The organism is Bacillus sp. FSL H8-0547, assembly GCA_038002745.1.
Taxonomy (GTDB): Bacteria; Bacillota; Bacilli; order Bacillales; family Bacillaceae; genus Bacillus_P.
Genome location: JBBODD010000001.1, coordinates 2,563,093 through 2,585,236, shown reverse-complemented (window position 1 = coordinate 2,585,236; position 22,144 = coordinate 2,563,093). Strand labels below are relative to the sequence as shown.

Sequence of the window (22,144 nt, the reverse complement as noted above, 5' to 3'; positions counted from 1 at the left end):
GCAACATCCGGAGAAATCAAACTGGAGAGTGATAATCATGAGCATGTTTGATCAGGAAATCAACAGATACAGGACTCACTCAGTAAAATGGGATTATTCCGAGGAGATTTTCGGCGTGAAAGATGTCCTCCCCATGTGGGTGGCAGATATGGATTTCCGTGCACCTGATGAAGTAATTTCCGCCCTGCAGGAACGAGCATCGCACGGTATTTTCGGCTATACTTCAGCAGGTCCAGAAGCGAAGAAAGCCGTTCAGTCATGGATGAAAGCGCGGCACGGCTGGGATGTAACCCAGGAATCCATCATTTTCAGCTCAGGAGTGGTTACTGCCCTGAGTATGGCCATTCAGTCCCTAACAGACCCTGGAGACGCAGTGCTGATTCAGTCTCCTGTTTACCACCCTTTTTTCGACATGACAGAGAAAAACGGCCGCACACTTGTAAACAATCAATTGAAACTTGAAAATGGCACCTATCAAATTGATTTTGAAGATCTTGAAAAGAAAGCAGCACATCAAAAAGTGAAGCTCATGCTGCTTTGCAACCCGCAGAACCCGGGCGGCAGAGTGTGGACAAAAGAAGAACTCGAGAGAATCGGAGAAATATGCGCAAAGCATCATGTCATTGTTGTTTCGGACGAAATCCATTCAGACTTGATGCTGTTCGGCCATAAGCATGTCCCTTTTGCTTCCCTTTCCAAAGAGCATGCCCGAAACTCTATAATATGCATGGCACCAAGCAAGACATTCAATCTTGCAGGGCTGCAGTCTTCAGCCATTATCATTCCGAATAAAGAAATCCGGACAAAATATGAGGAATATCAAAAGCGGCAGGGGTTCTTTACCCTTAATACCTTTGGCATAGCCGGCTTAACTGCAGCCTACACACATGGTGAAAATTGGCTGGATGAGTTAAACAGCTACCTTGAAGAGAACGTGAACACAGTGATTTCATATATTCAAGAGCATTTGCCCAAGCTTAACGCGATCCGGCCTGACTCGACATACTTAATCTGGATTGACTGTACGCAATTGCAGAAAACAGATGCTGAAATAAAGGAATTGCTGCTTCAAAAAGGAAAGCTTGCGCTTGAGGATGGGACCAAATACGGCCCCGGCGGAGAGGGTTTTGTCCGCATGAATATCGGATGTCCCCGCTCACTAGTCCTTGAGGGACTGGAACGGTTAAGAAAGGCGTTCTCATAATCTGAAAAATCCGCGGTTCACAGCTGCGGATTTTTTTATTATTTAGAAAATTATAAAAGTAAAAGGCTGTGGATAACATAACAAAGTTATCCTCGGCAAGCGTAAGCGCCTAAATCCTCTGTCAGAACAAATCCGTCAAAAAAGGCGGGACCCGGACTTTTCCGCCGGATTCTTATCTGCCTATCGGAGCGGGCCTTGACGCTTGCGCTTTTGTTCTTGCACGCAAACAAAAATTGTCATTTCAGGAGTTTTTTGAATGTTCTGATGGTATAATGGACTCAGAATATAGCAAAGGTGAGAATCCGTTGATTATTCCTATAGAATCTGTAAAAGAACTGATACTTCATATAACCTTTCTTTTGTTTCCTGTTTTTCTCTATCAGACCGTTTGGCTCAGCAGGCCGTTCAAGTCCCCTCCAAGCAGGAACAAAATTCTTATTTCCCTTCTGTGCATCCCTTCTGCCCTGCTTTGCCTGACTTATCCGCTTCACACAATTGAAAGTGTAAGCTTTGATCTTCACGCCATACCTGTTATTGTCAGCATCCTTTATGGAGGACCTATTTCAGGTGCTGCGGTCATTGCCTCCGTGGTTGCCTACCGGTTTTATGCAGGAGGCTACTGGCTTCTTCTCAGTCTTGTGACCATTCCTTTTTACACCCTTTTATCCTTCTACTTTCAGCGTTCCTGGTTTTCCTTTAATAAACGGCGAAAAATGATGGTCATTCTTTTAATCGGCAATGCCAAAACAGCTATCACCTATGCTTCCCTGTATCTTTTTCATTCCTTTGGATGGGTCCCTGATGTTTTTTCAGGGGAAGACCGGAAGTTTTTAATTACCGGCTGGATTCTTCTGAACTTCGCTTTATTTCTAACCTACTATGCCACCGAATACATTCGTGAAAATGCCATCATGAGATATCAGATTATCCGAAATGAAAAGCTGTCCATACTGAGCGAGCTTGCTGCGAGCGTTGCCCACGAAGTCAGAAATCCGCTGACAGTTGTAAGGGGATTCATCCAGCTGATGGGCCAGGAAATGCGTGACAATGAACATAAAAACAAGGATTATCACGAATTAGTATTATCAGAGCTTGACCGGGCTCAGGATATTATTACCGATTATTTGAGTCTTGCAAAACAGCACTATATCGAAAAAGAGAATGTGTCCCTGACTTCTTTGCTTTATGAAGTGGATCAGCTGATGCGCTCCTATGCCAATTATAAAACAGTTGCGATTGAAACGAGCATTCAGGACGGGCTGATGATTGTGGGGGACCGCTCAAGACTGAAACAGGTATTTATTAATCTGCTTAAAAATGCAATTGAAGCCGTTCCTGATTTAGAGGGACAAGTGGAAATCAGGGCTTATTCGTCCCATGAATTTGTGAGAATCAAACTGACGGATAATGGCTGCGGAATGAGTGCAGACCAGCTTCAGAGGCTTGGTGAACCCTATTTTACTTTAAAAGAGAAAGGAACAGGTCTCGGACTTACGGTGACGTTTTCAATCATTCAGCATCATGGCGGGACGATCCGCTATCAGAGCACATTAGGCGGAGGAACAGCTGTGACCGTCTCTCTCCCTATCGAAGCTCTCAAATGAATAAAATCGAATGTTTCTCTTATTTTGTTAATAAACTGTTTATAGGACATGGACGAAATGAACGTAAGGAGGGGGTACTCCTGAAAAACCGATTTATGCTGATTTTTCTGCTGACCCTGTGCCTGTTGACTGCAGCTTTTTCCATCCCAAAACAAATGGGCAATGGTGCAAGCGCCATTCCAAACGAAACCATGCAGCAGGAAGCTTCCCTTGCAATTGATACGGTTTTGACCATTCATTTCAACTCTTTTCAGAGGGCGCTGACGCTGAATGAAGAAGTTTTGAGCATTAAGCCTGTTAAAGACAGCGGGCAAAAGTGCTATGAAACAACCATTCAGTTCTACACATTTTTTGGACTGCCCCTGTCAAAAGTGAAGGCTGACTGCAATGAGATTGAAGAAGTAAATTAGTACGACCAAAAACGGCCAGCTCGGCCGTTTTTCATTTTCAGGAAATGCCGGAGTCACATTGTAACCCGCAATGCCCAAAGCCTGCTAATAAAAAAACCAATCCCGAAAACAGCGGAATTGGATTCTGAAGTTACTTGTTCTTATCAGCTGCTTTTAGGCTTCTTTCAAACTCTTCTGCTTTCAATTCCTCTTTTCTGGATACCTTTTTAATCAGCATAAAGGCTGCAATGGCCAAAAGGAAGAAGATGAACATTGTGATGCCGGCAGGAAGGTACTCAGACTTGTCTTCCGGAAAATATAAAAAAAGCCCCATAATGAAAGCGTTTAACAATTTAATCACTCCTTGTCCCCTTTACTATAGCAAGAATTCATGGCTTCCTCTACTTTTGATAAAAATTTTTCTCAAGGACTTTGCTATAATGGACGTAAGAACGTTAAAAAAGAAAAAATGGGGATTTGCACCATTTTTTATGGGAGGCATAAACTTGAAAGAAGAACTTAGTACCGGAGAGATCGTGACAGGCATCTATAAAACCGGCAAATATATCGGCGTGATTACAAACGTGCGTCCTGAACATTACTTAGTGAAAGTAAAAGCCGTTCTTCGGCACCCCGCTCAAGGCGACCTGCACATGCCAAAAGAAGCGGACGTTCCTCTTTTTCATGAACGCAGAGCTCTTGCAGAAAACGAACAAACCAATATCCCGAAAAACATGGTGCGCAAATATGACGAGCCCGTACCTGCATACAAAGATTCCCTTGTTTCCGCAGTGGCTGCGATCGAAAACGAACTAAAAGAGGATGCTCGCCCCTGGGCAGTCAAGTCTCTTGAGAAAATACAGCTTCTTAAAGCGGATTATTTTAAAATCAAATGAGCCAAATCACTTGCTAGTGATTTGGCTCTAAGTTGCAAACTTGTTCATAACTTTTGAAAAATCAATTCTGTCTCCAATGGTTGGCGGGGCAGGCTTTTGCAAATATCGCTTGTCATTTTCTACCAGGTTGTAAATATTGCAGGTTGTAAGAGCATCATCGAGTGCACAATGATGTCTTCCTGTTCCTTTTTTGCCGTATTCTTCAACAGCCTTCCACAGACCTGTCTGGTTTCTGTCACCAAAAAACTTTTTGTATTCCATGGATAAGTCTCTGAACTTCGCATGAAACGGGAATTCCACATTGTTCTTAAGGCAGTTTTGGCGCAGTACCTTCATGTCCATATTTCCCCATGTAATGACTGTGGTGTTGGGATAATTTCCAAAATCTTTTAAAATGGCGATCAGGTCAAGAAACGAAATGCCTGAGTTGACTTGAGACTGGGATATGTTTAAAAAGGATTTGCAGCGGTTTGTTAAAAAGGGAAACTGTACGGGTCTTACATAAGAGGAAAATTGTCTGTGAGCAGTTTGATTGATGACGGAAACGATTCCTACTTCGATTATTTCAGGATAAAATCCGCGCGGGTTGGCTTTTCCTTCGGGCATAGTAAATTCAAAATCAACGAAAATTAATTGCTGAGGAGCTTCCATTTCTCCCCCCTCCTTTCTCCAAAAATTCATCATTTCCTTTTTATTACTATTATATCACCTTACGCGAAAATATAGCTTCATTTTTCGAAAAATAATGAATATGCCTCCATAAATATTTCAAAAAACGAAAGGATTGATTTATAATATTAAGGGACACGAAATAAATATGGGTATTCTACCAGAGAAGGTGTTTTTATTTCTATTCAGAAACGCAATTTTCTCATCATGTGGACGGCTAATTTCTTTGTTGCAGCAAGCGCGACAATGATTATGCCATTTTTGTCTTTGTTTTTGAGTACATTCGGTGATTTTTCAGATGACTATATTCGCAGATGGTCAGGATATGTGTTTGGTATTTCCTTTTTAATGGCCTTCCTTGTTTCCCCGCTGTGGGGCAGATTCGGCGATAAATACGGTTATAAAAAGATCCTGATCATGACCGGAGCAGGAATTGCCACAAGCATCTTTCTGATGGGGTTTGTTCAATCCGTGCATCAGCTGTTTGTTCTCCGTCTGGTGATGGGGGCAGTGACCGGGTTTATTCCTACATCTCTTGCCCTCATATCCGCCCAAACCAAAAAGGAAGAAGCCGGCCGCACCCTCGGCACTCTGCAGATGGGAACCGTGTCAGGGGGACTGTTCGGACCGCTGATTGGAGGTCTCCTCGCTGATCAATTTGGCTTTACCTACACATTCTTCATTACATCCGCCGTCATTTACATATCTGTTTTGCTTGTAGCCTTCGGCATCAAAGAAAAACCGCTCAGAACAAAAGAAGAAGGAAGAAAATCCTACTCGCGCAAACAGGTTCTGCAGCATATTTTCAAATCTCCGCTGCTTTTGACCATTATGTTTCTGACGCTGCTGATCCAAATTGGAAACTTCAGCATTCAGCCCCTCCTTGCCCTTTATGTAAGCGAACTTCACGGTCCTGTCAATCTAGCGTTTTTCTCAGGCCTGGCTTTTTCCGCAACAGGAGCAGGCAATTTGCTGGCTTCCCGAAAATGGGGCGCTCTCGGTGACCGCATCGGACATGAAAAAGTATTGATCGGCCTGCTGATTGCATCTGTTTTTTGCTTTATTCCCCAAGCCCTTGTAACCACACTTTGGCAGCTGATGATTTTCCGCTTCCTTTTCGGCCTGGTGATGGGCGGCATCATTCCCTGTATCACAGCCTTTATCAGGCAGACCGCGCCCGTTTCTATGCAGGGAGAAGTGCTCGGCTACAACACAAGCTTCAAATTCCTCGGGAATGTCGCCGGTCCTGTATTAGGAGGAACCATTGCAGGCGGGTTCGGCATTTCAGCCGTTTTTTACGTAACAGCAGGACTCTTTTTATCCGGAGCGATCCTCTTATGGAAAAGTGTCCGCACAGAACAAAAGCAGCTGGCAGAAGCCAGCTGAAAGCACGCTGTCCATGACAGCGTGCTTTTTTCGCAGGAAAAATATTCTAATATAAGAGGGGAAATGGTAATATGAAAAGAAAAGCGGAGCCGACCGTTTAGCCCTGACAGGCAGAAAAGAAATCACACGAAAAGTCCGGTTTTGACTTTTTGGGGGATTTTGTTCTGACGGAAGGGCTGGGAGGCGGAGCTGGACAACGTGAAAAGCCGAGCCGACCGTTCAGCCCTGACAGGCAGAAAGAGTCGGGCCATTTATCATACCAATAAACTTTAAAGGCGTGTGACATCATTGCGTTCAATTACAGGCTGGATATGTCTTCTGGCAATGTCCCCTCTCCTCATTTTCTTATTTATGCTCTCAGGGGAAGAAGTAAAACAAGTAAAAGCCGTTTCGACTGTTTTAGATGAACGGATTCCTTTAACAGACATTCCCATGATTCAAAACAGCTACATTCTTGACCAAAATGGAAGCATCGCTTCAGAAATTGTCAACTCACGGGAAAACAGAAGATTTGTTCCTTTAGAAGAGATACCTGAAGCAGTAAAAACGATTTTCATTGTTTCAGAGGATCAGCGTTTTTATGAGCATATCGGATTTGACCCGGCCGGCATGACGAGGGCAGTCCTTGTGAATGCCAAAAACCAGTCAGCCGATCAGGGCGGAAGCACCATTACACAGCAGCTTGCAAGGAATGTCTTTTTAACTCATGAAAAATCATATAACCGCAAACTGAGTGAACTTTTATACTCGTACCATCTTGAGCGGACCTTTTCAAAAGAGGATATCCTTGAAGGGTATTTGAATGCTGTTTATTTTCACAATGGTGTTTACGGCGTAGAAATGGCAAGCCAGTATTATTTCAGCAAGCCAATCGGGAAATTGACTCTTGCCCAGACAGCCTTTATCAGTGCCATCCCGAACAACCCTGCCCTGTATGATCCCATTACCAATTTTGAAAATACGAAAAAGCGGCAGGAACGGCTCCTTAACGAGCTTCTTGAAGGAAAGTACATAACGGACGAACAATACCTCGCTGCTGCAGAGGAAAAAATCCGGTTAAATACCCAGATGAGAACAGACCGCTATCCGGATTACATCACGTATGTTCATGATGAACTGAAGCAGCTGATCGCTGAAGAAGAAGGGTACACCATCAAGCTTTCAAAAGCGGACAGTGCAGAAAAAGAGCGTTTGAACGAGCAGCTTAAAACCCGCTTGCAGGATCTGCTGAAGAGCGGAGTGCGTATCCAAACTGCTCTCGATCCTACTCTTCAGATACAGGTTTCGGATGCTTTTAAAAATCATCTGACAGATCCGTCTGTACAGGGGGCAAGTGTGGTTATTGACCACCGGTCTCATGAAATTAAAGCGATGTACGGAGGAAAGGACTATAAAAAGTTCGACTTTAACCGCGCCTATCAGGCATACCGCCAGCCCGGATCGGCCATAAAGCCTCTGCTTGACTATGTGCCGTATCTTGAAACCACAGGGGCAGGCCCGGATTCCATGATCAGCGCAGAACCATTTTGCGACAAGGAGTATTGTCCAAAGAATTACGATGAAAAAACGTACGGCCGGGTAACGCTAGAGACAGCCTTTAAGCGCTCCTATAATACACCGGCCGTAAGAATGATGAATGAAGTCGGGGTTGAAAAGGCCTTTTCATACTTAGAGCCTTTCAAATTCAGCCGAATTGTCAAAGAGGATTACAGACTTCCTGTTTCAATCGGAGGATTCACATACGGCTTCTCCCCTCTTGAACTCACACAGGCCTATTCTGCTTTTGGAAATGACGGTGTTTTTTCTAAAAGCCGTGCTATTAAAAGTGTGACGGACCTTGAGGGAAACCTGTTATATGAATGGAAGGACGAGCCGGTTCGTGTTTGGCAAAGCGAAACGAACACGAAAATGCGGGCGCTTTTTACTTCAGTGACAGAGAGCGGAACTGGAACGAAAGCAAACCATTCAGCTGCCTATACAGGAGGCAAAACCGGCACGACGAATGATTACAATGATTTATGGTTCGCCGGATTAACGGATGCCTATACAGCTGCTGTCTGGATTGGAAAAGACAAAGCAGAAAGCATTGAGAGCCTTTCAACAGCAGCACCGCATCAGCTGATTTGGAGAGATATCACAAAGAACCGCTAGTTTTTTCGTTTTATGATTGGGGAATAGAAAAAGAAACAGCTAAAAGCAGGTGAGTAACATGACACACAGCAAAATTCTTTTATTTGACGGTGTCTGCAATTTTTGTGACGGAACCGTTCAATTCGTCTTAAAACACGACAAGAAAGAAGCCTTCTCCTTTGCTTCCCTCCAATCGGAAGCCGGCCAGAGCCTGCTCAGGAAACACGGACTCCCACTTGAAGATTACGACAGTTTTGTCTATCTGGATGAAGAGAAGGTTCATACAAAATCCACTGCAGCTCTGCGCGTTCTCAAAGAGCTCGGCGGAATATATAGAGCGCTTTATTTTTTGATTGCCGTTCCAAAACCGATAAGAGATGCCGTCTACATGATGATCGCAAAAAACAGATACAAATGGTTCGGAAAAAAAGACGCCTGCACATTGCCGTCTAAAGAAGTCAGAAAAAGATTTCTGTAAAATTTGCCCGAAGCAAACGAAAGCCCCTCAAAACTGAGGGGCTTTCGCTTTATATCGGCAGACTCGCCAAAAGGCTGTTATACAGCTTCATGCAAATAAAAAGAATACCGAACAAAAAAACCGACCAGAACAGTACGTGAAACAGAACAAGGCCAATCAGCGAAAAGGATGTCAGGAAAAAACTGAACTGATACACGGCAAAAATGAAGTAGCAGATCGTTGCCAATAGAAAAACCGCAATAATCGCTGCTCCAAATTGAACAAGCAGCAGGGATACCCCGCCTCCTGCAAGGTAAAAGGCAGAACCGAGCCTGATTTTCTTCAGGCTTTCCCCCTCAGCATCCTTTGAGAAAAACAGAAGTGAAAGCTCTGTCACGGTATCAGAAATCAGCTTAAGTGCAGAAAAAACCATAAAATAAATAAGGGCAAAAACCGTGAAAAGAGCTAGCTTGATGCCGCTCTCTGAAAAGAATTCCAGCATCCCGCCGTATACGCCAAGCCTCTTTAGAAGTCCTACAATTTCAGAAACAGTCGAAATTGAAAGCGATGTGCTGAACAGAAGAATAGCGATAAGGGGGAAGTAGCTGGTGAAATACGTATTTTTCATTCCATAATCTCCTAATCCGTCAGAATACTCATTTAGTATGAACGAATGAGGTCCGGGTGACAAGAAGGAAATGGAAAAAAGAGAAGAGGCGTCATTTTGGTGTCTGATTGATACATAGGTCAGCAGCGGAATACGGGGCTGGCAGTCATATTTCGGCTGTTGGGAGCAGAATAGTCGGTTGTAATTTCGCGATAGTTGGTTGTAATAAAAACAATGTTGGCTGTAAAACTGTAATAGTTGGTTGTAATCTCACAATTGTTGGTTGTAAAACTATGATTGCTGCCAGGTATCCCATAATAGGGGGCAGCAATACCACGAATGTTTGCCAGAGCAGATGAATTGATTCACCCATGAGCCAAATCCGCCCTACACACGCAAACGAAACCGCCTGATCCAGACGGTTTCGTTTACTTATTTACGATTCTGATATATTCTCTTGGTTTGAATTTTTCAAGCATCCATTTTTCTTCGTTGGATAAATAGAACGGCTCCTGTTTTTCAGACCATTCAGAATCGCTCTCGGATTGGTATCCTGGATTGTAAAAAGGCTGTTCTGCTGATTCGTTTGCAGCCCATGCGGCGGCAAAAAGAACGGAAAACAATGCGGATGCCGTGATGATCTTCTTTTTCAGCATATGGATCACCTCAGCAATAGGTTTCTCATTCTCTCCCCATGCTATACAAAAAAATCCCGTTATTTTTTGCCTGATTTAGCTTTCTCTTCTTATTTAATAGAACGATAAAAGCTGGTCAATACTAGATGTGTGAGAAATGCACGATCGAAATTTTTACGTTATAATTGCATTTAGGGTCTTATGACCGTGAAATTTTATTGTAAGGAGGTTCAAAAATGACGTTATTGCATGCGGCTATCATCTCACCATTTCTTCTGGCCATTCTGATACCCTTCCTTTATAAATATTTCAGAAACATACATACAGGCTGGTTCGTCCTTATTCTGCCTGTTGTTTTATTTGGCTATTTTCTAAGCTTTATCGGTGAGACAGTGACATCAACCGTGAAATGGATTCCGTCTCTTGGAATTAATTTTACGGCGTATGTGGACGGGCTTGGATTGCTTTTTGCTTTGCTGATTACAGGAATCGGAGCGCTCGTTGTCCTGTACTCCATTTATTATTTATCTAAAGAAAAAGAAAAATTAAATCATTTTTACGTATATTTGCTGATGTTTATGGGGGCCATGCTCGGTGTGGTTCTATCTGATAATGTCATCGTTCTTTATACGTTCTGGGAATTTACGAGCCTTTCTTCTTTCCTTTTGATCGGCTATTGGTACCACAGAGAAAAATCAAGGTATGGTGCACTGAAGTCGATGCTGATCACGGTATTCGGCGGTCTTGCCATGCTTGGAGGCTTTGTGCTGCTCTACTTAATGTCCGGCACATTCAGTATTCGCGGGATGATTGATGCTGTTCCTCAAATGATGGAGAATCCGCTTTTCATTCTGGCACTGGTTCTTGTGCTTCTCGGGGCGTTTACAAAATCGGCACAATTCCCGTTTTACATCTGGCTGCCTGATGCGATGGAAGCGCCGACTCCGGTCAGTGCTTATCTGCACTCAGCCACGATGGTAAAAGCGGGTATTTATCTTGTCGCAAGGTTCAGTCCCGTTTTTGCGCTTACTCCCGAATGGTTCTGGCTTGTTTCCCTGTTTGGAATCGTGACTCTTTTCTGGGGATCGCTGAACGCGGTCAAGCAGACAGATTTAAAGGCCATTCTTGCGTTTTCAACGGTCAGTCAGCTTGGATTAATTATGTCTCTGCTTGGAGTCGGTGCAGCGGCGCTGCATTATGACTCGCTTGATGATAATTACTTTACAATTGCAACGGTTGCGGCCATTTTCCACTTAATCAACCATGCCACGTTTAAAGGCAGTTTGTTCATGGTCGCAGGTATTGTTGACCATGAAACAGGCACCCGCGACATCCGGAAACTCGGCGGCTTGATGAGCTTTATGCCGATTACATTTACAATTGCGGTTATTGGTGCCTTCTCGATGGCCGGCCTGCCGCCGTTTAACGGGTTCCTGAGCAAAGAAATGTTCTTTACGGGCATGATTCATGTGACGAAGATGGATCTTTTCAATGTGGACACATGGGGCCTGCTATTCCCTGTCCTCGCCTGGGTTGCAAGCGTCTTTACATTCCTGTACAGCATGGTGCTTGTATTTAAGACGTTTACCGGTCCTGTTCAGCTTGAAAAACTTGAGCGAAAACCGCATGAAGCGCCGATCGGCATGCTGATACCGCCGATTATTCTAGCTTCACTCGTTGTTATCTTCGGTTTTTTCCCGAACCTGCTTTCCTACACGTTAATTGAGCCGGCAGTGGAATCCATTCTGCCTTCGCTTCTTCCGGAGGGAAAACAGTTTAAAGTGCATATTTACTTCTGGCACGGTCCTACGCCCGAGCTGTTCATGACTATCGGCGTGATTGTGATTGGAACCCTTCTCTATTTAACTCTTGGAAAATGGCGAAAAGTCTATGATCTGTTCCCGAAGAAGCTTGCACTCAACAAATTGTATGACGCGTCTTTAAACGGAATGGAACGCTTTTCAAACCGTTTCACCCGCTTTTATATGACCGGGTTTATCCGCGACTACCTTGCGTACATCTTTGTGTTCCTGATTGCGATTACACTTGGAACGATGGCTGTTAAAGACGGATTTGCGTTTACGCTTGACGGCACTGCTGAAATCGGAATCTACGAAGTTGTTCTTGCGCTTGCCATGGTGCTTGGAACCGTGACCATCCTATTTTCAAAATCAAGACTTACAGCGATTATTGCACTCGGTTCTGTCGGATACAGTCTGGCGTTATTCTTTGTGCTGTTCCGCGCACCTGATCTCGCACTGACTCAGCTTGTCATTGAAACGGTTTCTGTTGCTCTCTTCCTGCTTTGCTTCTATTTCCTTCCGAAATTTAAAAAGCAGGAGAAAAAGCTCAGCTTCAGACTGGTTAATTTCCTGATTTCGCTTGGTGTAGGCCTTACTGTCACACTGGTAGCTATTTCTGCAAACAGCAGCAGAGCAGGAGAAACGATTTCAACCTACTTTATTGAAAACAGCTACAAGCTTGCCGGCGGAAAAAACATGGTCAATGTTATCCTGGTGGATTTCCGCGGATTCGATACGCTGTTTGAAATAACCGTTCTCTGCATTGCAGCACTCGGAATCTATGGAATGGTAAAACTTCGCATGGCAAAGGGGGAAGAAGGATGAATTCAAAGCCAAAAACAAATGATGTGATCCTTCAGACCATCACAAAAGTCGTGTTTTTCATCATTGTCATCTTTGCGATTTACCTCTTTTTCGCAGGTCATTACACGCCTGGAGGAGGATTTGTGGGAGGACTCATGACATCCTCTGCGATTGTTCTCCTTCTGCTTGCGTATGATGTTAAAACCGTTTTAGGCATACTGCCGGTCAACTATATTCACATGGCGGCGGCAGGACTTCTGATTGCTGTTCTGACAGGTGTCGGCTCTTTCTTTTTCGGAGTGCCGTTTTTGTCCCATACGTACGGGCATGTTGACCTCCCGCTGCTCGGCGATACAGAGCTTGCCACTGCCGTTCTGTTTGACCTTGGAGTGTACCTCGTTGTTATCGGAGTGACTCTGACCATTATTCAGACGATTGGAGAGACGGAATAATGGAAATTTTAATGTCGATCGTCGCTGGCATATTGTTTATGGCTGCAACGTATTTAATGCTTTCAAAAAGTCTGCTGCGGATTATTATCGGCACAGGGCTGTTAAGCCACGGCGCCCATCTTCTGATCCTGACCATGGGCGGGCTGAAAAAAGGAGCAGCTCCTTTGCTCGGCGAAGAGGCATCCTCCTATGTCGATCCGCTGCCGCAGGCATTGATATTGACTGCAATTGTCATCAGTTTTGGTGTTACTTCCTTTTTCCTTACAATGGCGTACAGAGCCTATCAGGAGCTTGGAAGCGATAATATGGATCAGTTAAGGGGAAATGATCATAATGAATAATATCGTGATGCTGCCTCTGATTGTTCCATTATTGGCAGGCATTCTTTTAATCTTTTTCAACAAATATATCACCATACAAAAGTGGCTGAGCGTGATTGCTTCCGTTTTGGCAGTAGTCATATCCGCTCTGCTTGTTCAGGAAGTCAGAACGAACGGAATCCTCACAGTTGAGATTGGAAGCTGGGCTCCGCCTTACGGAATTGTTTTTGTTGCGGACATGTTCGCAAGCCTGCTGGTACTTGCGACAAGCATTATTGGACTCACTTCCATTCTGTTTGCATTCCGCTCAATTGGACCTGAGAGAGAACGCTTCTATTTTTACTCGGCGGTGCAGTTTCTTTTAACCGGAGTTACAGGCGCCTTTTTGACTGGCGACATTTTCAATCTGTTCGTTTTCTTTGAAGTGATGCTGATGAGTTCTTATGTTCTGATTGTGCTCGGAGGAACAAAGCCGCAGCTTAGAGAATCAATTAAATATATTCTGGTTAACATTGTTTCATCTGCTTTGTTTGTCATTACGGTGGCTTACCTTTATGCGGTGACAGGAACGCTTAATATGGCGGACCTCGGGCAGAAAATTGCAGAGAACGGGCAGACAGGGCTGCTGACAGTCATTGCGATTCTATTTTTAGTCGTTTTCGGAATAAAAGGCGCCATCTTCCCGCTCTACTTCTGGATGCCTGGGTCCTATAAAGCACCTCCGGCTGCCGTTACCGCTCTGTTTGGAGCGCTTTTGACGAAGGTTGGCGTATATTCCATTACAAGAGTCTATACCCTGATCTTTATTCACGATACAGGCTATACACACCAAATCCTGGCCTGGCTTTCCATCCTTACGATTCTGTTTGGCGTAATAGGAGCCATTGCCTATTGGGACGTAGATAAAATTGTCATTTACAATATTATCGTTGCCGTCGGCGTTATCCTGTTCGGTGTAGCTGTCTTCAATTCTCCAGGAATCGAAGGGGCCGTCTATTATCTTATTCACGACATGATTATCAAAGGCGCACTCTTTATGCTTGCAGGTGTCATGATTGTTATTACCGGCACGAGCGATCTGAGGAAGATGGGCGGACTGCTGAAACATCATCCCCTCCTTGGATGGCTGTTCTTCATCGGGGCTATTTCCCTGGCAGGCATTCCTCCGCTGAGCGGATTTGTCGGAAAGCTGAAAATTGTCCAGGGCGGATTTGAGGCCGGAGAATATGTCTTCGCTTTATTTGTTCTTCTGTCGAGTCTGCTTGTCCTCTACTCCGTCATGAAGATTTTCATTCATGGATTCTGGGGTGAAGTAAAGCTTTCCAAAGAAGAAGAGAAAGGGTCCACAAAAGGACTCCTCTATCCAATTGCCATCCTGATCGCTCTGTCCGCTGCATTCGGACTCGGTACAGAAGCTGCTGCACCTTATATCACTCAAGCTGCAGAAACGCTGCTTGATCCGTCAATCTATATTCAAGCCGTGCTGAAGGAGTAGATGATATGGCCTTTCAAATTTTGCTGAATTTTTTCGTAGCGTTTCTCTGGATGTTTTTAAAAGGGCAATATGCAGCACAGGACTTTTTCAACGGCTATTTCTTCGGTCTGCTTATGATTTTTGCGCTGCGGCGCTTTTTTTCCCGCCGTTTCTACTTATGGAACGTCGGTGCGGTTTTAAAGCTGATCTACATTTTCAACCGTGAGCTGATTATGTCCAACCTTGCTGTTTTAAAAGTGGTGCTGGCACCGAAAATAAATGCCCGTCCCGGCATTTTCAAGCTTGAAACAGAGCTGAAAAAGGACTGGGAAATTACCATTCTTGCAAATTTAATTACGCTGACTCCCGGAACACTCGTTGTAGAGATTTCAGATGATAACCGCTTCCTTTATATCCATGCAATGGATCTTGGAGATGCGGAAGAAGCAAGAAACGATATTAAGAATACGTTTGAAAAAGCGATACAGGAGGTGAGCCGCTGATGCTTGATATGGTGCTCAGAATATCCCTGCTCATCATTGCCGTTTCAACCATCCTGTATTTGTACAGGCTGATTAAAGGGCCGTCTGTGCCTGACAGGGTCATCGCCCTTGATGCAATCGGCATTAACCTGATCGGCATTACGGCCATCATCTCTGTCATGCTGCGTACAAATGCCTTCCTGGAAGTCATTCTGCTGCTCGGCATTTTGACCTTCATAGGCACTGTGGCTTTTGCCAAGTTCCTTGAGAAGGGAGAGATCATCGAAAATGACCGCAATCGTCATCGCTAAGTTCATTACAGGCTATTTTGTGCTGCAGGGTGCTCTATTAAGCCTGGTAGCTGCATACGGTGTTGTGCGCCTGCCTGATGCCTATACACGCAATCATGCCGCTTCCAAAAGCGCCACACTTGGAGTAATCAGCATTCTTCTTGGCGTGTTTTTCTACTTCTGGCTGATTGAAGGCCATATGAATGCCCGGATCATTCTCGGGATTATCTTTGTCTTTATGACAGCACCTGTTGCAGGCCATCTCATTATGCGGGCTGCCTACAATACGAAGGTGCCGCTTTGGGAAAAAAGCGTTCAGGATGACCTTGAAGCAGACAGAAAAAAAGAAGGGGTTAAAGGATGAGAAACTCTCATCCTTTTTCTATAGGGATACACGATGAAGTATGCTGAAGACCTGCGGAAACTCTTCCAGGAGCATGCCGACGCGGAAAAAGCTCTCATAATGTCAGCTTATATGCGCGGCCAATTTCAATTTTTTGGAATCAGGTCTCCTGAGAGGAAAGAACTGACGAAACAGTTTCTTAAAAAACACGGAAACCCAGCCTCTCTTGAAGATGCCATTTTAAAGCTTTGGGCATTTGAAGAGAGAGAACTCCAGTATGCAGCGGTGGATATTCTGGAGCGCAATAAAAAGCACCTATGCGAAAGAGACATGCTGTGGCTTAAAACGGCAATCACGACTGAACCATGGTGGGATACTGTGGATTTGATTGCATCAAACATCATCGGTCCCCTTGTAAAGAAAGAGCCTTCCTTACGTGCAAGATACTTAGATGAATGGGCCGAATCGGAAAACATCTGGCTGGTCAGAACCGCTATTCTGCATCAGCTGAAATATAAAACAAATACAGACGAAACCTGGCTCTATCATGTGATTGCACAAAACGCATCTTCGAAAGAATTTTTCATTCAAAAAGCAATCGGATGGGCGCTCAGAGAATATTCAAAAACAGCTCCCGAATCCGTAAAGGCTTTTGCGGAGAACCATCCTCTTGCCCCGCTCAGCAGGCGCGAAGGACTGAAATATGTGCAGTAATATAAAATGAGTACTCAGCAGCATAACACACAAAAAAACAGAGCCCTTTTACAAAAGGCTCTGTTTTTTCATATATTCATCCCTCAGCATGGAGCACACTGCCGCATCACAGAATACTCCTTTTTCATAGGCGGCCTGCCTCAAAACTCCTTCAAAAATGAAGCCGGCTTTTTCAAGGCAGGACTTTGATGCGAGATTGTCAGGATCATAAAATGCTTCAATGCGGTTTACATTCATTTCGTTAAATCCAAAGGCAATGACAGGCTTGAGCACTTCGCTCATCACGCCCTTTCTCCACCAGGCCGGATGCAGCTCAAAGCCGATTTCAGCTTTATAATGTTCTTTGTCCCAGTTGTGAAAGCCGCAGCTTCCTATAATTTTATCGGTTGCTGTTTCTGCAATACCCCATCTGTACCCCTCATTTTTACCGTATCTTTCAGCCCAGCGGCTGATGATTTCCAGCGCCTGATCAAGATCTGTAAAGCTTTCCAAATCGTAATACCTTGTGACTTCGTCCTTGGAAAAATACGAAAATACAGCTTCAGCATCCCGTTCTTCAAGTTTTCTTAATGTAAAACGGTCCGTGAACAAAACCGGAAACTCCGCCAGTGTTTTCATCTCTTTTTCCCCTTTGCCTGCCGCTTATGCTTTCTTTTTTAGAACAGCCATCGTACATCTCGAAATGCAGATCAGGCTTTCTCTTTCATCGACTATTTTAATTTCCCACACCATCGTTGTTTTCCCTCTGTGAACAGGAATAGCGTGTGCAGTCACTGTGCCGTCCTGCTTGCCTCTGATGTGGTTTGCATTAATCTCAAGTCCTACACACATTTCCGTTTCCTGATCGATCAAGTGATAAGCTCCAATGCTTGCAACGGTTTCTGCAAGCGCAACAGAAGCCCCGCCATGCAAGATACCAAATGGCTGTCTTGTCCGTTCATCCACCGGCATGGTTGCCACAACTCCGTCGTTTGTAATGCTTTTAATGTCGATTCCAAGTGAGTTAAGTAACGTGTTTTCAACATTGTATTCCATTCTGATTCCTCCTCTATTTCTTCACCAGAAGCTGATCGTCGCCAGGGCGCGGATTGCCTCTGCCATCGCGGTTGTTTGTTATGGCATACATATCGTTGCCTGCAGCCAGCACATCACGCATCCTTCCGAATCCTTCTATTTCATTTGCTGCTTTACGGGAATTTATATCCACTCTTTTTACAGCATTTCCGGATAATGCGGCCACGTACAAGCGGCCATCTTTATAGGCGATGCCGGAAGGTGCCCATGTCTCGTTTCCGGTATGGAAAAACGGTGTTTCCATTCCCTCCTGCTGCTCGTCCCCTTCAATCACGGGCCATCCATAGTTTCTGCCTGGCATAATGCGGTTAATTTCATCGTGAGCAGACTGCCCGTGCTCTGTGCTGAACATCTCCCCGTCATCGCTCCATGCGAGCCCCTGCGGATTTCTGTGTCCATATGAGTACACATAGGAGTCCGGGAACGGATTATCAGCAGGTATAGCGCCGTCCAGCTCGAGTCTTAAAATCTTCCCTGCAAGTGATTTTCTGTCCTGTGCAAGCTCGGGAGTTAAAGCATCACCAGCTGTTGCGTACAGCTTGTCGTCCGGGCCGATCTTCAGCCGGCCTCCATTGTGAAAGCGGGCACCGGGAATGTCTTCGAGCAGGACACGCACCTCTTCCCATCCCCCATTTCGCTCCTCAACGACAACAATCCTGTTCTTAATGCTTCCGCCATCCTTATATGTATGATACGCATAGGCTTGTCTGCTTTGTTCGAAGTCCGGGGCAAGCTGCAGCCCGAGAAATCCGCCTTCCCCTTCAAGGTGTACTTTTTTCTCAAAAGAAACATCCTGAACGTCTTTTTTGCCGGCTGTACTGTCCCATTTGACAATCTTCCCTTTTCGTTCGCTCAAATAAAAAGTCCCGCTGTGTTCATTAATTGACCACGGAACATCCATCTCTTTCAACACACTTTCTGTTCCCTCTTGCTGAACAACAGCTTCTGACTCTGGACTTTCCTGATCTGACTGACATCCGGCAAGAAAAATCAGCGCACCAACTGCAAACCATTTTCTCAGAACGATCACCTCTGATTTCCATTTACCTCTAGTTTAACTGAAAAGAAACAATCATTCACGCGTCACCCTTGTTTTATTTGCGAAGAGCTGCCAAAGCAAAGCAAAAATAAATCGCCATTAAACCAAGAATCGGTAAAACCGCCGCCACATCCATGCTGCAATCCCCCTAATTGAAAGCGCTTACTGACGCTCGTATTCGTAATTAAGGTCAATCATAGCGGATGGATGTGATGGAAATATTGAGAAAAAGTATAAAGTTTGTAAACTTGCTACTGATAGGAGAAAACAACCTCGAGTTCTGCAGTTACCTCAATTTGTCTGGCAAAAATGGGTGTCTGCCCGGCAGATTGCACTCCCAGACTTAATTCTTTGGAAAGAGGCGAAAACCCTCTTGATTCTTCTGTTATTTTTACAGGTGTGCGGTTTAAATTCAGCCGATACGACAGTGCGATAGCTTCTGCCTTTTCTAAAGCCTGCTTTGCTGCAAGATCAAGAGCCTGATTGATCCATTTCTGCTGATCAGAAAGAAAAAACTGCAGCGAATCAGACCGGTTGGCTCCATTTGCGAAGGCTGCATCATAAATGCTGCCGATTGTGTCTAAGTCCCTTGTTCTAACAGAGAGTGTGTTAACCGCTTCATAGCCCTTCAGGACGGGCTCAGATCCTGCAGTGTAGTCGTATTGCGGGAACACGGTATAGGAAATCGTTTCAATTTGTTTTTCATCAATTCCCATAGCCGCAAGTGCCCTGATAAGCTGATTGACCCGCCGCTTGTTTTCTTCTTGTGCGGCCGTTACATCCTTATCCATTGTTACAACGGCAAGCTGCAGCACTGCTGTATCAGGCGCCGCTTCCACCTTCCCCATCCCTCTTACAGACAGGGTGCTTCCGCCTTTTGCTTTTCTTTCACCCGCCTTTAAGGCATGACGATATACAGGATTGTAAGGCTGTCCGTACATTGGATACATACATTCATTCTCCCCTCTGCATACTCGCGTTCTTTTTAACTATATGCTGAGAAAAAAACGTATAATCACAAAAGCGCAAGCGCCTTGAACAGATCCGATAGGCAGATAAGAATCCGACAAAAAAGTCCGGTTTTGACTTTTATATCGGATTAGTTCTGACAGAGGATCTAGGCGCTGGAGCTGGACGATGATAACTCACTACTAATTTCACACTTTAAGCATTTAAATATCTATAAACCTGCAAAAAGTGTGCAGATCTACTCTGCACACTAATCAATAATGCCTTCGGATTTGGAAATCAGAACGGCTTCTGTTCTTGACCCGACATTTAATTTATTAAAAATGGAGGTGAGACTATATTCGATCGAGCGCTTGCTCAAGTGCAGCTTATCGGCAATTTCCTGGTTCGTTAAACCGCGTTCAACCTCCTGGAGAATGGCTTTTTCCCTTTCATTCAGCGTCTCGGTCTCTGAATGAGACGAACTGCTTTTATTTTTTTGCTGAAGAATGAGGGATTTCAAATAGGAATACGGGACAACAATATCCCCTGAAAGGGCATGCCGGATGGAAGAAAGAATTTTCTCTTTCGTTTCTGTTTTGCTGATTGCCCCGTGAATTCCAAGCCGGATGGCTTCTTCAAAATAATCCTCTACATCATAGCCTGTATATAAAATAATTTTGCAATCCTCTGAGTGTTTAATAATCTCAGTGGAAAGCTCCATGCCGTTTATATCTCCCAGATTCATATCCATAAGAATTACATCATACTCCTGAAAATTCAGGTGCTGAATCACATCTTTGGAATAAGGGGGATTCAGGTACGAAACCTTCACTTCTGAATCGGTTTCAAGTATGGCCTTTGTTCCTTCACGCACTGCCGGATGATCGTCCACAACTAAAATATGCAACATCGTATCAACCTCTCTGTCCACTGCCTCTGCTTACTATTCTATAAAAAAGACCTGGCATGTGCCAAGTCTAAAGATGCAACTTAAATCTCTACGACAACTTTAAACCCATTGCCCTTAGACGTCTCAATAGAGTGGGTTCCATTCAGCGCTTTAACCCGTTCAGCAATTCCAGAGAGCCCCATACTCTGATGATTGGTGTACAATTCGTTCTGATCAAAGCCAATTCCATCATCCTCATAATGCAGAACAATTTTATCCTTGATGCAGACAAGCATAATCAGCACATGCATGGCATTAGAATGCTTGCCGGCATTGGTAAGAAGCTCCTGGACAATGCGGTACAAGTTCAGCTGGGTATCAATATCAATCGATTTTGTGAAGTTGCCTGCATTGAGCCTGACATCAAACGGAGCCGTTTCATTGTACTGGGCAGCAAGCTTTTGAAGCGCCTTAACGAGGCCCAGATCATACAGCAGCTGGGGCCGGAGCTCCTGGCAGGTTTCACGGGTTGTTTTAATAATATTCGTCATCGAACTGTTCATATCCTGAAGCTGGTCAGTAAAAACAGTCGGGGCGGCTTCAAGCTCAGCCAGAGCCAGCTCACACTGGCGCTTCAGTGAAATCAAATCCTGAAGAACAGAATCATGCAGATCCTTAGCGAGATTAGAGCGCTGCTTTTCCTCGATGGAAAAGAGCACCTTTGTCAGCCAGGCCGGATTGCTGCCTTCACTTTTAATCTTCTGGAGATGGCTCATCAGTTCTTCAATCTTAAGGAAGTTTTCAAGAGATATATTCGTATAGAAAGAAAGAGTCTTCAGCCATGAAATTTCATCCCTGTTGAGCTTTGGCGTATTGAGCATGGACAGGCAGACCATCACAAAACTGCGCTCGTCTGTCTCCCCAACATTAATCACAAAACCCCTGTCCACTTCAACGATTTTCCCGATCTCAAGAGATGCTTTCCTTATCTCTTTTTCATACAGGAGATAATCAGACCCTTTCATCTGAATATCAACCGAAACAATATCCCCATCCTTATTTACCTCAACATAGCTTGCCCTGCTGACAAGCAGGACATCTGTAATAACCTCTTTCAGCTCGCTGATGACCTGATCCAGCTTGCTCGCTTTACGGATGCTCTGCGTATATTTAAAGATACTGTCCTGATAGTTGTACTTCTCCGAAAAACGCTTAAACCGGAAGCGGAAATCGAGAATTTCTTTGATGTAGAAAACAATCAGCATGGTTATATATATGAAGATTGAGAGTTTAACTGGGTAAAAGGTAGGGCTATTCTCTTTAATAATTAACATTATTCCCACACATATGATCGTTGGCAATACAGCCAGCAAAGCATAGTACCTTACTCTTCCTAAGATAAACTCTATATCATATATCTTTGTAGCTAAAAATTGATAGACTAGCGAAAACGGTATTAACAGAAGGAAAGCAGCTAGAATGTTAGGCGGGAATATATGCTTATTTAGAAAGATATAAGGAATTATATATAAA

General features: G+C 44.4%; 25 protein-coding genes. 15 read left to right on the top strand and 10 right to left on the bottom strand.

Annotated features, from left to right (window positions below; genetic code table 11):
- The first annotated feature begins 37 nt into the window (after positions 1-37).
- The 3 genes from MHB63_12705 to MHB63_12695 all read left to right on the top strand — a co-directional run bounded on the left by MHB63_12705 (position 38) and on the right by MHB63_12695 (position 3,218).
- Complete coding sequence (locus tag MHB63_12705; protein MEK3807396.1) at positions 38-1,204, top strand: MalY/PatB family protein; 1,167 nt, start codon at positions 38-40, stop codon at positions 1,202-1,204.
- 305 nt (positions 1,205-1,509) lie between these two features.
- Positions 1,510-2,808 (top strand): ATP-binding protein, encoded by a 1,299-nt coding sequence (locus tag MHB63_12700; protein MEK3807395.1) that lies wholly within the window; start codon positions 1,510-1,512, stop codon positions 2,806-2,808.
- Positions 2,805-3,218 (top strand): hypothetical protein, encoded by a 414-nt coding sequence (locus MHB63_12695; protein ID MEK3807394.1) that lies wholly within the window; start codon positions 2,805-2,807, stop codon positions 3,216-3,218. Before MHB63_12700 ends, MHB63_12695 begins: the two co-directional genes overlap by 4 nt.
- A 130-nt stretch (positions 3,219-3,348) precedes the next feature.
- On the opposite strand, the gene MHB63_12690 is transcribed toward MHB63_12695, so the two are convergent.
- Positions 3,349-3,558 carry a hypothetical protein gene (locus MHB63_12690; protein MEK3807393.1) on the bottom strand — a complete coding sequence of 70 codons (210 nt, stop codon included), beginning with the start codon at positions 3,556-3,558 and terminating at the stop codon, positions 3,349-3,351.
- 145 nt (positions 3,559-3,703) lie between these two features.
- On the opposite strand from MHB63_12690, the gene MHB63_12685 reads away from it, so the two are divergent.
- Positions 3,704-4,093 (top strand): kinase-associated lipoprotein B, encoded by a 390-nt coding sequence (locus MHB63_12685; protein ID MEK3807392.1) that lies wholly within the window; start codon positions 3,704-3,706, stop codon positions 4,091-4,093.
- A gap of 27 nt (positions 4,094-4,120) precedes the next feature.
- Here the strand turns inward: MHB63_12685 and kapD are convergent, their stop codons facing one another.
- Positions 4,121-4,744, bottom strand: coding sequence for a 3'-5' exonuclease KapD (gene kapD, locus MHB63_12680; GenBank protein ID MEK3807391.1), 624 nt, complete (start codon positions 4,742-4,744; stop codon positions 4,121-4,123).
- A gap of 225 nt (positions 4,745-4,969) precedes the next feature.
- Here kapD and MHB63_12675 point away from each other — a divergent pair, with 225 nt between their 5' ends.
- From MHB63_12675 to MHB63_12665, 3 genes are all read left to right on the top strand, one after another.
- Complete coding sequence (locus MHB63_12675; protein MEK3807390.1) at positions 4,970-6,148, top strand: MFS transporter; 1,179 nt, start codon at positions 4,970-4,972, stop codon at positions 6,146-6,148.
- Between the two features lie 324 nt (positions 6,149-6,472).
- The gene (locus tag MHB63_12670; protein ID MEK3807389.1) at positions 6,473-8,299 is read left to right on the top strand and encodes a transglycosylase domain-containing protein; all 1,827 of its coding nucleotides are present in this window, start codon (positions 6,473-6,475) and stop codon (positions 8,297-8,299) included.
- A gap of 58 nt (positions 8,300-8,357) precedes the next feature.
- The gene (locus MHB63_12665; GenBank protein ID MEK3807388.1) at positions 8,358-8,756 is read left to right on the top strand and encodes a thiol-disulfide oxidoreductase DCC family protein; all 399 of its coding nucleotides are present in this window, start codon (positions 8,358-8,360) and stop codon (positions 8,754-8,756) included.
- 49 nt (positions 8,757-8,805) lie between these two features.
- On the opposite strand, the gene MHB63_12660 is transcribed toward MHB63_12665, so the two are convergent.
- Positions 8,806-9,363, bottom strand: coding sequence for a DUF5366 family protein (locus tag MHB63_12660; GenBank protein ID MEK3807387.1), 558 nt, complete (start codon positions 9,361-9,363; stop codon positions 8,806-8,808).
- Positions 9,364-9,770: 407 nt separating this feature from the next.
- Positions 9,771-9,998: a hypothetical protein gene (locus tag MHB63_12655; protein ID MEK3807386.1), complete on the bottom strand. Its 228-nt coding sequence runs from the start codon at positions 9,996-9,998 to the stop codon at positions 9,771-9,773.
- A gap of 215 nt (positions 9,999-10,213) precedes the next feature.
- Between MHB63_12655 and MHB63_12650 the strand changes: the two genes are divergently transcribed.
- From MHB63_12650 to MHB63_12615, 8 genes are read left to right on the top strand one after another with little or no spacing between them, the layout of a single operon-like run.
- Positions 10,214-12,604, top strand: a complete 2,391-nt coding sequence (locus MHB63_12650; GenBank protein ID MEK3807385.1) for a Na+/H+ antiporter subunit A — start codon at positions 10,214-10,216, stop codon at positions 12,602-12,604.
- Positions 12,601-13,035: a Na(+)/H(+) antiporter subunit B gene (locus MHB63_12645; GenBank protein MEK3807384.1), complete on the top strand. Its 435-nt coding sequence runs from the start codon at positions 12,601-12,603 to the stop codon at positions 13,033-13,035. The genes MHB63_12650 and MHB63_12645 overlap by 4 nt, the downstream gene beginning before the upstream one ends.
- A complete protein-coding gene (locus MHB63_12640) occupies positions 13,035-13,376 on the top strand; it encodes a Na(+)/H(+) antiporter subunit C (GenBank protein ID MEK3807383.1) in 342 nt (113 codons plus the stop codon). Before MHB63_12645 ends, MHB63_12640 begins: the two co-directional genes overlap by 1 nt.
- Positions 13,369-14,850 (top strand): Na+/H+ antiporter subunit D, encoded by a 1,482-nt coding sequence (locus MHB63_12635; protein ID MEK3807382.1) that lies wholly within the window; start codon positions 13,369-13,371, stop codon positions 14,848-14,850. The genes MHB63_12640 and MHB63_12635 overlap by 8 nt, the downstream gene beginning before the upstream one ends.
- Positions 14,851-14,855: 5 nt before the next feature.
- Positions 14,856-15,332 carry a Na+/H+ antiporter subunit E gene (locus tag MHB63_12630; GenBank protein ID MEK3807381.1) on the top strand — a complete coding sequence of 159 codons (477 nt, stop codon included), beginning with the start codon at positions 14,856-14,858 and terminating at the stop codon, positions 15,330-15,332.
- Positions 15,332-15,622, top strand: a complete 291-nt coding sequence (locus tag MHB63_12625; GenBank protein MEK3807380.1) for a Na(+)/H(+) antiporter subunit F1 — start codon at positions 15,332-15,334, stop codon at positions 15,620-15,622. The genes MHB63_12630 and MHB63_12625 overlap by 1 nt, the downstream gene beginning before the upstream one ends.
- Positions 15,600-15,965 (top strand): monovalent cation/H(+) antiporter subunit G, encoded by a 366-nt coding sequence (mnhG, locus tag MHB63_12620; protein MEK3807379.1) that lies wholly within the window; start codon positions 15,600-15,602, stop codon positions 15,963-15,965. Before MHB63_12625 ends, mnhG begins: the two co-directional genes overlap by 23 nt.
- 33 nt (positions 15,966-15,998) lie before the next feature.
- Positions 15,999-16,658, top strand: coding sequence for a DNA alkylation repair protein (locus MHB63_12615; protein ID MEK3807378.1), 660 nt, complete (start codon positions 15,999-16,001; stop codon positions 16,656-16,658).
- A gap of 48 nt (positions 16,659-16,706) precedes the next feature.
- Here MHB63_12615 and MHB63_12610 read toward each other — a convergent pair whose 3' ends face one another.
- The 6 genes from MHB63_12610 to MHB63_12585 all read right to left on the bottom strand — a co-directional run bounded on the left by MHB63_12610 (position 16,707) and on the right by MHB63_12585 (position 21,945).
- Entirely contained in the window at positions 16,707-17,276 is a 570-nt protein-coding gene (locus MHB63_12610; protein MEK3807377.1) for a GNAT family protein, read from the bottom strand.
- A 24-nt stretch (positions 17,277-17,300) separates the two neighbouring features.
- Entirely contained in the window at positions 17,301-17,693 is a 393-nt protein-coding gene (locus MHB63_12605; protein ID MEK3807376.1) for a hotdog fold thioesterase, read from the bottom strand.
- Between the two features lie 13 nt (positions 17,694-17,706).
- Positions 17,707-18,762, bottom strand: coding sequence for a PQQ-dependent sugar dehydrogenase (locus MHB63_12600; protein MEK3807375.1), 1,056 nt, complete (start codon positions 18,760-18,762; stop codon positions 17,707-17,709).
- A gap of 260 nt (positions 18,763-19,022) precedes the next feature.
- A complete protein-coding gene (locus MHB63_12595) occupies positions 19,023-19,721 on the bottom strand; it encodes an SIMPL domain-containing protein (protein MEK3807374.1) in 699 nt (232 codons plus the stop codon).
- Between the two features lie 269 nt (positions 19,722-19,990).
- The gene (locus MHB63_12590; GenBank protein ID MEK3807373.1) at positions 19,991-20,632 is read right to left on the bottom strand and encodes a response regulator transcription factor; all 642 of its coding nucleotides are present in this window, start codon (positions 20,630-20,632) and stop codon (positions 19,991-19,993) included.
- Positions 20,633-20,712: 80 nt separating this feature from the next.
- Positions 20,713-21,945: a sensor histidine kinase gene (locus MHB63_12585; GenBank protein MEK3807372.1), complete on the bottom strand. Its 1,233-nt coding sequence runs from the start codon at positions 21,943-21,945 to the stop codon at positions 20,713-20,715.
- Positions 21,946-22,144: the final 199 nt, after the last annotated feature.